General features: G+C 70.4%; 9 protein-coding genes and 1 tRNA gene. 5 read left to right on the plus strand and 5 right to left on the minus strand.

The annotated features are described in order from the left end of the window. Positions 1-167 precede the first annotated feature (167 nt). Positions 168-1,160 carry a hypothetical protein gene (locus tag ACFQ8C_RS14490; RefSeq protein ID WP_383456467.1) on the minus strand — a complete coding sequence of 331 codons (993 nt, stop codon included), beginning with the start codon at positions 1,158-1,160 and terminating at the stop codon, positions 168-170. 667 nt (positions 1,161-1,827) lie between these two features. Between ACFQ8C_RS14490 and ACFQ8C_RS14495 the strand changes: the two genes are divergently transcribed. Then, positions 1,828-1,919: transfer RNA gene (locus tag ACFQ8C_RS14495), tRNA-Ser, on the plus strand. A gap of 105 nt (positions 1,920-2,024) precedes the next feature. Here ACFQ8C_RS14495 and lepB read toward each other — a convergent pair. The 3 genes from lepB to ACFQ8C_RS14510 form a co-directional block, all read right to left on the minus strand. Then, positions 2,025-2,807 (minus strand): signal peptidase I, encoded by a 783-nt coding sequence (gene lepB, locus ACFQ8C_RS14500; protein ID WP_383456470.1) that lies wholly within the window; start codon positions 2,805-2,807, stop codon positions 2,025-2,027. A gap of 84 nt (positions 2,808-2,891) precedes the next feature. Further along, positions 2,892-4,580 (minus strand): MFS transporter, encoded by a 1,689-nt coding sequence (locus ACFQ8C_RS14505; protein WP_383456573.1) that lies wholly within the window; start codon positions 4,578-4,580, stop codon positions 2,892-2,894. A gap of 499 nt (positions 4,581-5,079) precedes the next feature. Next, positions 5,080-7,353, minus strand: a complete 2,274-nt coding sequence (locus ACFQ8C_RS14510) for a D-alanyl-D-alanine carboxypeptidase family protein (protein WP_383456473.1) — start codon at positions 7,351-7,353, stop codon at positions 5,080-5,082. 306 nt (positions 7,354-7,659) lie between these two features. Here ACFQ8C_RS14510 and ACFQ8C_RS14515 point away from each other — a divergent pair, with 306 nt between their 5' ends. From ACFQ8C_RS14515 to ACFQ8C_RS14525, 3 genes are all read left to right on the plus strand, one after another. Then, entirely contained in the window at positions 7,660-8,358 is a 699-nt protein-coding gene (locus ACFQ8C_RS14515; RefSeq protein ID WP_383456475.1) for a GPP34 family phosphoprotein, read from the plus strand. Positions 8,359-8,585: 227 nt separating this feature from the next. Beyond that, positions 8,586-9,446, plus strand: coding sequence for a helix-turn-helix domain-containing protein (locus ACFQ8C_RS14520; RefSeq protein ID WP_383456478.1), 861 nt, complete (start codon positions 8,586-8,588; stop codon positions 9,444-9,446). Positions 9,447-9,699: 253 nt separating this feature from the next. After that, complete coding sequence (locus ACFQ8C_RS14525; RefSeq protein ID WP_376598780.1) at positions 9,700-9,900, plus strand: DUF397 domain-containing protein; 201 nt, start codon at positions 9,700-9,702, stop codon at positions 9,898-9,900. A 103-nt stretch (positions 9,901-10,003) separates the two neighbouring features. Here ACFQ8C_RS14525 and ACFQ8C_RS14530 read toward each other — a convergent pair whose 3' ends face one another. After that, positions 10,004-10,828 (minus strand): hypothetical protein, encoded by an 825-nt coding sequence (locus ACFQ8C_RS14530; protein ID WP_383456481.1) that lies wholly within the window; start codon positions 10,826-10,828, stop codon positions 10,004-10,006. An 89-nt stretch (positions 10,829-10,917) separates the two neighbouring features. Between ACFQ8C_RS14530 and ACFQ8C_RS14535 the strand changes: the two genes are divergently transcribed. After that, the gene (locus ACFQ8C_RS14535; RefSeq protein ID WP_383456484.1) at positions 10,918-11,703 is read left to right on the plus strand and encodes an SDR family oxidoreductase; all 786 of its coding nucleotides are present in this window, start codon (positions 10,918-10,920) and stop codon (positions 11,701-11,703) included. The last annotated feature ends 1 nt before the right edge of the window (position 11,704 follow it).

Raw genomic sequence — 11,704 nt, forward strand, 5'->3', positions numbered from 1 at the left:
TCCAGGTCGTTCGTACAGTGGCGCGCTCCACCTGGACGCCCGGCACCGCGCCTGCTCCACGGTGTGTGGGTCGACGGCAGACGGGATGGGAGTTGGGGCGAGTGGTGGTTACTCAGGTCGCACCTGCCAAGATGCGGCCTTGGGTAGGATCTGGATTTCCCTGGGAACTACTGGCCCAATTCGACAATCGCCCCGGCACCACTCCGAGGGATTGACCGATAAACGGCGAATGGAATGAGCGAGAAACCCGGCTGTTGCGGAAGGTCGATAAACCCAAGACGGCCAAGGTTTCGCATCTGAGCGTTCAGGGAATCGGCAAACTTTGCTCGATTCACCGCCCCGTCCGCATTGTGGAATTCCATATGAGGTAGCGATGTCTCCTCCGTGCCGTAGCTTCCGACGCTGCCGACTACGGTCCACTCTTGCCGCTCAGTCCCGTATCGGGCGAAAAGGATATCGGATTCGCTGTCCAGGTATTGGCGCCCTTCCTGAAGGCGCGAGCTGATCAAGACACCTTCTACGGGGGTAAGGTTCACATGAAGGCCGGGCGCAAAAACACCCTTAGAGACCCGCACGAACGCTCTCAACGTCTTCCCGTCGGCACCCCCGATGTCAGGAAAGTCAGGGATTGAATCCTCGAGAGCGACGGGACCGTCTGTCATCCTCTGCTTAGATGTACGCCCCTGCTGCCCCTGTTTTGCTTTTCCTTGACTTGCAGGATTGATAGCTGGAATGAGGCCGAGATCATTGAGCCCCATCACGACAGAGCCAAACGCGGAGAACGCCGAGGCCGCATAACGCGTATCGAACAGGGAGCCCATTGCCGTAATTCGGACCAATGATCCCGGCGGCAACCCTCTCTTTAGTTCACCAGAGCTCCACTGCTGCGGGTCAGAAACCTCTTCAGAGATGTCCCGGAGTAGCGATTCTGACTCCAAAGAGTCTTCGAGCATTGGAAACAAGGCGTCACCGAGAGACTTATTGGTGTACGTTTCACTTCCAGCGCCCTGGAAATATTGGCCGGCAACTCGCGGCCCGACAGTCGTCCTTCTTTCCTTGCGTTCAGTCTCCCTTGACTCCTCCGCAACGCCTCCTTCGAGTTGAGCCAGCATTGCCCTGACTTTGTCAGTGTCCACATACAGGAACTCGCGCAGGATCACGTGCGCCCTCCTCTCAGGGTGCTCGTATCATAGAGTCAAGAAGATCCATAATGGCGCACTTTGATCGAAATCGACACTAGATGTCTGGATTCTGGCACGGAGTGCCTGCAGGCTGTTCAGGGCAGGCGCGAAGCTGGTGTCCGATGGATTGTCAGCCCAGTGCGAATGCAGATCCACCGCCTCATGCTCACGCCACACGACACCAGCGGACTTGGAAGACGGGTGGGGCGATGCCAGGAGGAGTGAGCCATGGTGGGGTGGCCGGAGCCAGCGCCCAAAGGCTGTAGCGACCTATGATCTACCACCGGTCTAGCGCAGGCTAGGCCAACTCAAGATGGGGGTGGTGTCGTGTCGACGACCTGCAATTACCTGGCTGACGACGGCTGCAGCAACGCGACTCAACCAGGTACGCGCTACTGCTCCGATCATGCGATCTTGGAGGCACTGGACTTCAACCTGGCCATGTTGGGAGCACCCGACTGCGCCAAGTGCGGCAACAGCGTGCCTGAGGGATTCATGGAGCACAACTGCCAAGCCCCCGCCCCGCAGCCCCCGGCTGCCGAGCGCTGACTTGCAGGTCGGTGGAGGTCCCCGCGCCACATCCCTGCCAGATCGCGCGGGGACTCACGGGGAACGAGGAGCGTCTAGGGAGCTGCGCGGTAGATCGGCCAGTACCGCAACCACGCAGGTCAAGACGAGGTTCACCCTCCCGCTCTCCTAAAGCGGGTGTCGCAGGTTCGAATCCTGCCGGGGGCACCAGGCAGAGGGGCAGTCACCGCATGCGGTGGCTGCCCCTTCGGCGTCCACGGCGGAAGGGCACCCGGCGAGGTCGCCGGGTGCCCTTCGGTGTTCCGTCCGGTGGTGTCAGTTCCCGGGTTCGAAGGTGTCCGGGACCGGGAGCGGCGACCAGTGGGGGACGGGCCAGGCGACGACGACGGCCCGGCCGACCACGTCGGTGAGGGGGACCATGCCGCCGTGGCCGTCGTTCTGGTGGTAGCGGGAGTCCTGGGAGGCCTGGCGGTGGTCGCCCATGACCCAGAGCCGGCCGGCGGGGACGGTGACCTTGAAGCGGCCGCCCTCGTCGTCGCTGCACGGGGTGTTGCCCTCGTAGACGTACGGCTCCGCGAGCGGGGTGCCGTTGAGCTTGAGGGGGCCGGTGCCCGCGCATTCGACCGTGTCGCCCGCCACGCCGATGACCCGCTTGATCAGGTGCTGTTCGCCGGCCGCGGGCATCAGGCCGACGAAGCCGAGGGCCTTCTGGACGGTGCCGGGGGGCTTCAGTTCGTGGCCGGCGAGCCAGTCGGCGGGGTCGCGGAAGACGACGACCTCGCCCCGGTCGGGTTCCGAGCCGAACCACGGGGTGAGTTTGTCGACGAGGACCCGGTCGTCTTCCTGGAGGGTGTTCTGCATGGAGCCCGAGGGGATCAGGAACGCCTGTACCAGGAAGGTCTTGATCAGGAAGGCGAGGCCCAGGGCGACCACGGCCAGGAGCGGGTACTCCGCCCAGGGGGAGAGCCGGCGGCGCCCGGGCGCCCGGGGGGTCTCCCCCGCCTCCGGGCCGGGGCGCGTCTCCGTCGCCACGCCCGCCGTCCCGTCCCCCGCGTCCGTCACGTCCGCCCGCCCCGATTCAGTTGGTTCCTGCCGCATGGGACGACCCTAGGGCCCGTACCCGCGTGTGAGCAGTCCCCTGCCGCGTTCACCCTCCTTATGGGTGACCGCGGCAGGGGGACCTCAGCGCAGTTCCTCCGGGCAGGCCGTGCCGCGCGGGAAGAGCTTGTACGGGGCCGCCAGGCGGTACGTACCCGCCTTGGGGGCGACCAGTTCCGTCCACTCGTCGCCTTGGTCGTCCGGCTCGGCCTTCACCAGGCAGCCGTTCTCGTTGGCGAAGACCTTCGGGAGTTCCGTCTCGGACTCCTCCCGCGCCAGCTTCGACTCCTCGGTCTCCTGCGGGGGCTCCAGCTTGCCGCCGTTCTCGTCCATCAGCGCCAGCCACGGCGAGTAGGGGACGCGGATCCTGACGCGGGCCGGGCGGTCCAGGTGGAGGACGACCTCGTTCTCCGCGGCGCGCTCGACCTGCGCCGGGGCGTCGGCGAGCGGGGTGGCGCCGGCGACCTCGTACAGCCGCCAGTTCGCGTCGGACCAGATCTGGTTCAGGTAGGGCAGGCCCTCGTCGACGAGCTCGGCTTCGAGGGCGGCGCCGGAGTCGGGGGCGCCGGTGGGCAGGACGACGTACCGGACGGCCCAGCGGTGGAGCCACTCGCGGTAGTTCACGGCGTTGAGGGTGTCGTCGTAGAAGAGCGGGTTGCGCTCCATGTCCGCCTGCCGGTTCCAGCCGCGCGCCAGGTTGATGTACGGGCTGAGCGCCGAGGACTCGCGGTGGCTGGAGGCCGGGACGACCTCGACCCGCGCCTTCTGCGCCTCCCGCACCTGGAGCTGGTTGATCAGCGGCGCCACCTCGAAGGCCCAGGAGGCGTCGGGGCGGGTGCGGATCACGTCGTCGACGCCCTTGAAGCCGATCCAGAAGTTCAGGCCGAGGAAGGCGACGACGAGCGCGTACCAGCGGCGCGAGCGCGGGCGCGTGTACGGCAGCGCCGCGAGCAGCGCCACGCCCGCGAAGAGCATCGGCAGCCGCGAGATGTTGGAGCCGATCTGGGAGTCGATCAGCCAGGTCAGGAAGGTGCCGACGGTGTAGCAGGCGGCGGCCGTGCGGACCGTGCGCCAGTCCCTCGGCACGAGGACGAGGACGAGGATCCCGAAGAGCAGCGGAAGCGACGTCGACCCGAAGGACATCGGCTGGGTGCCGGAGAAGGGGAAGAGCCAGGAGGAGACCGCGACGACCGCGACCGGGGCGAGGCCGATGGCGTACGCGCCCGGCCTCCGCTTGTTGAGGAAGAGCGCCGCCGCCACCACGCCGAGGAAGAGTCCCGCGACCGGGCTGCACGCCGTCGCCAGCCCGGCGAGCGGCGCCGCGACCGCGGCCTTCGCCCACCGTTTGCGGCGCCAGCGGTGCGGCCAGCAGAAGACGGCGGCGACCGCGCCGACCGCGAACATCATGCCGAGGCCGAAGGTGACCCGGCCCGACAGCGCGTTGCAGAGGAAGGCGAAGACGCCCGCGAGCGAGCAGGCCATCGGGTTCCGGACGGCCGGCACCCGGACCAGGATCAGCGCGGTCAGGGCGGCGGAGAGCGTCCCCGCGATCATCATCGTCGAGCGGACGCCGAGCACCGACATCACGTACGGCGAGACCACGCTGTACGAGACCGGGTGCATGCCCCCGTACCAGGCCAGGTTGTACGCGGAGTCGGGGTGCCGGCCGACGAACTCGGCCCAGGCGTCCTGCGCCGCGAGGTCGCCGCCGCTGTTCGCGAAGTAGAAGAACCACAGGACGTGGAGGAGCGCGGCGACGCCCGTCGCCACCATCACGGGGTAGCGGCGCTTGCGGCGCCGCGGCGGAGGCGGGGGCGAGGACGGCGACGCAGACGGGGCTGCGGCCGGGTCCTGGGGCGAGGTCCGCTCGGGGGCGGCGCGCTGGTTCGGGAGCACTATTCGCGACGGTGAACCGGGGGTGGAGGGTGGGGTGGTGCCGGAGGCCGGGGCGGCCTCCCGAGTGCCATCCTGCGCGACGGACGGCCCGGCGTCCTGCGGGGAGTGCGGTCGGGGGTCCCGGGGCGTGGCGTCCCGGTCCGTGGCGGACCGGTCGGTGGAGGCCTCGCTGCGGCCCGCGCGTGTCGGCTCGGCGGTGGTCACTGCGGCCCTTTCCCGTGCTGCTGCCCGTACTGCTTCCGTGCGGCTCCCGCGCCGTTCCGGTGCGGTTCCCGTGCGGTTCCCGCGGCCTCGGGGGCGCGTCCGGCCCCCGAAGACGCTAACAGCAGGGCGCCCCGGCCGTCCGGGGCGCCCTGCCGTCCGTACTCCCGAGGGGTCAGCCCACGCGGGTCAGCTTCTTGTCGAAGCCGGGCTCCACCAGGTCGGACTGGAGGGCCACCGGGGCGCTGGCCCTGGCCGGGCCCTCGCCGATCGAGACGGTGCCGACGACGTCCCCGGCCTTGCCGGAGTGGGGGACGGCCTTGCCGCCGTCGGTCAGCTCCAGGTCGAGCTTCAGGCCCGGCCAGCCGACCGCCTTGATCTCCTTCGTCGCCACGACCGGCGTCCGGCCGCCCAGGCCGTCGTCGACGTAACCGAGGACCTGGCCCTTCTTCACGACGGTCGCGGAGGTGACGTCGTCCTGCGCCTTCTTGATCAGCTCGTAGCTGTAGTCCAGCGACAGCTCCAGCTTGTCGTTGAGCCGCTCGGCGTTCTGCGCGCCCATCACGATGCCCAGGATGCGGTGGGTCCTGCCGTCGACGATCGTGTTCGCCGACCAGAGCAGATTGCCGCCCGCGGGGGTGGAGGACCCGGTCTTGATGCCGGTCACCCCGTCCTTGAGCAGCAGCCGGCTGTTGTTGTTCTCGATGTAGCCGACGCCCTCGATGGTGGCGTTCGGCATGTCCACGATCTCGCGGAACACGTCGAACTTCATGACCGCCTTCGCCAGCTTCAGCTGGTCCCGCGGCGTCGAGACGGTGGAGTCGAGCAGGCCGGACGGGTCCGTGTACCGGGACTGGGTCATGCCCAGCTCCTTGGCGGCGGCGTTCATCTTGTCGACGAACGCCTGCTCCGAGCCGGCGTCCCAGCGCGCGAGCAGCCGGGCGACGTTGTTGGCCGACGGGATCATCAGGAGCTGCAGGAGCTCCTTCTCCGTGTAGGTCTGGCCCTCCTTCACGGGCGCCGTCGACTCGTGCGCCGCCTTCGCCTGCTCGGCGGCCTTCTTGTCGACGGTGATCTCGGGGCCCTTCTGCTTCCCCTTGATCGGGTGGTCGCGGAGGATCACGTACGCGGTCATCGTCTTCGTCACGGACGCGATCGGGGCCGGCTTCTGCGCCCCGTACGTGCCCATGGAGCCGACGCCCTCGACCTCCACCGCGCCCTGGCCCTCGCCGGGCCACGGCATCGTGAGCGCGCCGCCCGAGAAGGTGTACGCCGGCGTCCCGGAGAGCTTCAGCACGGCCGCCGGCAGGGGCCGGACCATCTGCACGATCGCAAACACGATCAGGAGGAGCAGGACCAGCGGGGTCCAGATGCGGACCCGTCGCAGGGTCGTGCGCCAGGCGTTCGGCGGCGGGGGCGGGGTGTTCGTCAGCTCGGCGAGCAGGTCGAGCGGGGGCAGCGGCGGGAGCGGCTGCTGCCGCGTCCGCTCGGGCTCCGCGAGGGAGGGCGCGGGAATCGGCGCGGCCGCGGGCGCGCCGGTCTTCGCCTGCGGCTTGGCGGGCTGCGGGGTGACCGGAGCGGCCGGCTTGGCGGCGGGCTCGGCGGCGGGCGCCTGGGGCTTCGCCGCCTTCCGGTCGGCCGGGATGTCCGGACGCAGCGGTACGAAGGTGCTGGTCCGCTCGCTGTCGGAGCCGAGGCCCGCGGCGTCACGGGGCAGCTTGAGCGCGGTCGTCGGCTGGTCCACGGCGGGCGCGGCCGGCGGACGGACGGCGCGGAACATGGTGGTGGGCTGGTCGACCGGGCCGCCCGCGGGCGCGGCGGCGTCACCGGTGGCCGCCCCGGGCTCGGGCTCGGCCGTCCCGGGCTCGTCGGCCGCCTCGGCCTTCGACTCCGGCTTCTTCGCGGCGAACCACGACGGGTCCGACGCCTTCGTCGCCCCGGCGGCCGCCGCGGGGGCCTCCGCGGGCGCGTCGGCGGCCTCGGAGGGCTCCTCGGGCGCGGACGCGGGCTTCTCGGCGTCGGCGGACGCCTCGACGGCCTCAGGCGTCCCAGCGGCCTCGGGCGTCGCGTCGGCGTCCTCGACCACCGGCTCCGCCTCGGCGGCGGGCTCGGCCGCCGACTCCGCGTCGGCGGCGGCGTCGCTCTCGGCCTCGACCTCGGTCTCGCTCTCGGCCTCGTCCGTCTTCGCCGCCGTGGCGACCCACGCCGCCACGGCCTGCTTCAGACGGTCGCCCTCGGGCGCGGCCTCTTCGGTGGCTTCGGGCTCCTCGGGCGCCTCGGTCCCGTCGGCAGCCTCGGCGGGCTCGGGAATCGATTCCTCAGCCGACCGGGCCGGCTCGACCGACTCGACCGACTCGACCGACCCGGCCGGCGACTTCGCCGCCGTCTCCGCGTCGTCCTCCGGCGTGCGCGGCGCGAGGGTCTTGAAGACCGCCGTCGGCTGGTCCACCGGAGCCGGCGCTGCCACCGCGGACGCCGGGGACTCCGAGGAGGCAACCGTCGACGACGCCGACGGCGTCCTCCCCTCCGACGACCCCTGCTGCTCCGCCCTGTCGGGGGACTCGCCCGCCACCGTGCCTCCTCCATGCGTCATGCGTACGTCCGAACCGTCTACCAGTGTCCTGTGTGAACCCCTTGGCTCCCGTGCTAGACGAGAACGACATACCTACTGGTTCCCGGACGAACCACCCAGGCACTCTCGACAGATGAATGTGAGAGGGGTCACCCTGTCATTCATCCACGCGGGGAGGCATGGATGGGCAGGAGCCGCAGAACCATTCCGGAGGAGCTTCTGCTGCTCGCTCTGGACCCGACCACGGGTACCACAGCGCAGCCGCAGTCGCTCGATCTGGGCCTGGCCGGAGCACAGCTAGTAGAGCTGGCCCTGGCAGGACGGATAGCCCCTGACGGGGATCGTATCGCCGTGGTGATGCCACGGCCGACCGGAGATCCGACTCTGGACTCCGCACTGGAACTGCTGCGCAGGCGCGGCAGTCCGGTACGGGCCGTCCACTGGATCGGCGGACCCCGACTGGGGCTCCGCCAGACGTATCTCTCGCATCTGGAGCGATGCGGCATGGTGCATGCCGTGGAGGGCCAGATGTGCGGGGTGCTGCCGACGACTCGCTACCAGGCGACGGACACGGCGATCAGCCGGGAGATCAAGGCCCGGCTGGACAGTGCGATCCGCACCGGGGTACCCCCGGACCCGCGGACCGCGGCGCTCGCCGCACTGGCCCACGCGGTCGGACTCGGCAAGCACCTGTACCCGGGTAACGAAGGACGGTCGTCGCGGTCCCGGCTGCGCGACCTGATCCGGCACGACCCCATGGGCGGACTCGTGGCGCACGCCGTGATGGACGTCCAGAACGGCGCGGCCGCACAGCCGCGCCGGAGCGGCCAGGGCGTACCCGCCCAGCCGCGCGGTGGCATGGTGCGCGCCGCCGCCCACTGAGGCGGGCGCACGGCCTCCGCACCACGCACCGCCGCACCACGGCACCACAGAACCCTTCCGGGAGCCGCACAAGGTGTGCGGGGCGCCTCCGGGCGTCCCGCACATCCGCGTCCCCGGCACCGCGTTGTCGGGTTTTCCCAGCGCACGCCACACCTTTGGTGGCAGTCTGCCAAGCAGTAGATACTCACAGCTACGCATCGCAGACAGCAGCCGGAGGTGCAGTTTCCGTGGCGTCCAGTGTCAACCCCACCGTCAGGCGACGCCGATTGGGGCAGGAGCTGCGCAAGCTCCGCGAGGGCAAGGGCATGACGGCCGAGCAGGTCGCCGAGCGCCTCCTCGTCTCCCAGTCCAAGATCAGCCGCCTCGAGAACGGCCGCCGCTCCATCAGCCAGCGCGATGTGCGCGACCTGTGCGGGGTGTACGAGGTCGAGGACGAGGCGATGGTCAACTCCCTCATGCAGATGGCCAAGGACTCGCGGCAGCAGGGCTGGTGGCACGCCTTCGGCGACATCCCGTACAGCGTCTACATCGGCCTGGAGACGGACGCCCAGAGCCTGCGCGTCTACGAGCCGCAGATCATCCCCGGACTGCTCCAGACCCGTGCGTACGCCACCGCCGTCATCTCCGGCGCGCTGCCCGAGTCGACGCCGGCCGACATCGAGAAGCGGGCCACCGTCCGCACCCGCCGCCAGGACCGGATCCGCGACGAGGAGCGCCCGCTGCGCCTCTGGGCGGTCATCGACGAGGCCGCGCTGCGCCGGGTCGTCGGCAACCGGCAGCTGATGGTCGAGCAGCTGGAGCACCTCGTCGAGCAGTCGCACCTGCCGCACGTGACCGTGCAGGTGCTGCCCTTCGACACCGGCGCGCACCCGGGCATCAGCGGTCAGTACTCGATCCTGGAGTTCCCGGACGCCTCCGACTCCAGCGTCGTCTACATCGAGGGCGTGACGAGCGACCTGTACCTGGAGAAGGGGCCGGACGTGTCGAAGTACAGCTTCATGTACGAGCATCTGCGGGCGCAGGCGCTGGGCGTGGAGCAGACGCGGGAGTTCGTGGCCGACATCGCGAAGAAATACGCCCAGGGCTGACAGTCCCGGTATTCGGGGCGGTTCCGGCAGGTCAGGCGCCCGGAGGGGTTGCGCGGACAGGTCTGAACCACAGGGGGCAGGTACGGTACACCCCCGACTCGGGCCGACGGAAGCCCAGTTGGAATATGCCACCCGGTCGTGTGAACGCCGGTCCCGTCGCTCGGGACCGGCGAGTAGCGTCGATCAGGCCGGTGGAGATCACGCCGGCACCGACACTCACGCCCCCTCGGGCAGAACCGGAGCTGAGCACATCATGGCCATCATCCAGGGTGCCACCGACAACTGGACCAAGTCCTCCTACTCCGGCGGCAACGGCGCCTGCGTCGAGGTGAAGTCGCCGGTCGTCGCCGCCATCGCCGTCCGCGACTCCAAGGCCCCCGAAGGCCCGTCCCTCTCTTTCGGACCGGGCTCGTGGAACTCCTTCGTCGGCCAGGTGAGCAACGGGGCCCTCTGAGTCCCGCAGCACCCGCAGAGCGCCCTCTCGTCCGGTCCGCCGTCCTGGCCGAGAGGGCTCGCTCATGTCCGGCGCCGGCACGGCCGCCGGCACCGGGAGTCCGTCACCTGAGCCGGTCCACGTACCGGTCCGTACCCGGGACGGTGGGGACGAAGGGCGCGACGAGTTCCACCCGACCGGAGTCGCCCCCGAGGGTGCCGAGGTCGGCGAAGTGCCCGGCCCAGTCGTCGCGCGGGTCCCGCTCCAGGAACCAGAGCAGGGTGAGCCGGGTGTCGACGCCCTCCACCTGCCTCACGTACGTCATCCGGTCGCCGGGCAGCGGCGTCGGGCGGAAGACCGTCACCATCGCGGCGGGGGAACCGGCGAGCCGGCGCGGGAGCTCGCGGGCGACGAGCCGTTCGAGGAGGGCCGCGCGCTCCTCCGGCCCGGCGCAGTCCACGACCTGGAGGATCAGCCCCGCGTAGGGGTGGTCGAGGGCGTGGAAGTCGCGCGGGCCGGCCGCCCCGTCCCGGTAGACCGTCGTCTCGTGGTCCTGGAAGGACGTGAAGACGTGGGTGCGGTCGTGGTAGACGCGGGCGTCGCGGTTGAGCCGCTTGTTGATGGCGACGGTCCACTTCATGTGCTCGTCGTAGCGGCCGTCGGTGATCCAGTACGTGGAGAGGTAGCAGCCGGCGGTGACCGGCTGGGCGACGGCGGACTTCTCGGGCGTCCGGAGCTCCTGGAGGTCGCGGGTGGCGACCCAGCGGCGGCCCGCGTACATCCAGGGCATCGCCATCGCCCCGGCGTAGTAGTGGTCGTCCTCGTACCAGCGGTTGTACGCGTACTCGTGCCCCGGATGCGGCTCCACCATGGTGATCAGCGCGTGCCCGGGCCGGACCCCGTACGGCCCGGTGGCGGCCAGCTCCCCGTACTGTTCGGCGTCGCTCATCGCCCTCTCCCTTCCCTCTTCCCTGTGCGGCTCGGGGCACCTACTCTGACGGACCGTCAGATCAGTGACCAGAGGCGGGAGACACCCGGATGCTGCTCCAGGGGAAGACGGTCGTCGTGTCGGGCGTCGGGACCGGTCTCGGTCACCGGGTCGCGGAGGCGGTGGTACGCGACGGGGGCAACGCGGTCCTCGGCGCGCGGACCGAGGCCAACCTCGTCAAGACCGCGGCCGCGATCGACCCGTCGGGCCGGCACACCGCCCACCGGGAGACGGACGTCACCGACGAGGCGCAGTGCGGGCGACTCGCCGCGCTCGCGGTCGACCGGTTCGGCGGCATCGACGCCGTCGTCCACGTGGCGGCCTGGGACTCGTACTTCGGCGGGCTCGCCGACGCGGACTTCACGACCTGGCAGGGCGTGCTCGACGTCAACCTCCTCGGGACGCTGCGGATGACCCGGGCGTGCCTGCCGGCGCTGCGGGCGGGCGGGGGCGGCTCGGTCGTCTTCATCGGCACGCAGTCGGCGGTCGCCGCGCCGACCCAGGTGCAGCAGGCGGCGTACGCGGCGTCCAAAGGGGCCCTGACCTCGGCGATGTACTCGCTGGCGCGGGAGCTGGGGCCGGACCGGATCCGGGTCAACACGGTGCTGCCCGGGTGGATGTGGGGTCCGCCGGTCGAGGCGTTCGTCCGCTTCACGGCGCAGACGGAGGCGGTGGAGGAGGCGGAGGTCCTGGCACGCCTCGCCTCCCGCATGGCCCTCCCGGAGCTGGCGACGGACTCGGACGTCGCCGACGCGGTGGCCTTCCTGGCGTCGGCGCGGGCCCGCGCGATCACGGGCCAGTCCCTCCTGGTCAACGCGGGCGAGCTGATGCGCTGAC

The sequence above is a fragment of the Streptomyces sp. NPDC056503 genome (assembly GCF_042794995.1).
Lineage (GTDB): Bacteria > Actinomycetota > Actinomycetes > Streptomycetales > Streptomycetaceae > Streptomyces.

Bases quoted from the DNA above. Each gene is read 5' to 3' on its own strand.
- ACFQ8C_RS14515 (WP_383456475.1), top strand. From the start codon at position 7,660: ATGGGCAGGAGCCGCAGAACCATTCCGGAGGAGCTTCTGCTGCTCGCT.
- ACFQ8C_RS14530 (WP_383456481.1), bottom strand. From the start codon at position 10,828: ATGAGCGACGCCGAACAGTACGGGGAGCTGGCCGCCACCGGGCCGTAC.
- ACFQ8C_RS14525 (WP_376598780.1), top strand. From the start codon at position 9,700: ATGGCCATCATCCAGGGTGCCACCGACAACTGGACCAAGTCCTCCTAC.
- ACFQ8C_RS14505 (WP_383456573.1), bottom strand. From the start codon at position 4,580: ATGGTGGCGACGGGCGTCGCCGCGCTCCTCCACGTCCTGTGGTTCTTC.
- lepB (WP_383456470.1), bottom strand. From the start codon at position 2,807: ATGCGGCAGGAACCAACTGAATCGGGGCGGGCGGACGTGACGGACGCG.
- ACFQ8C_RS14535 (WP_383456484.1), top strand. From the start codon at position 10,918: ATGCTGCTCCAGGGGAAGACGGTCGTCGTGTCGGGCGTCGGGACCGGT.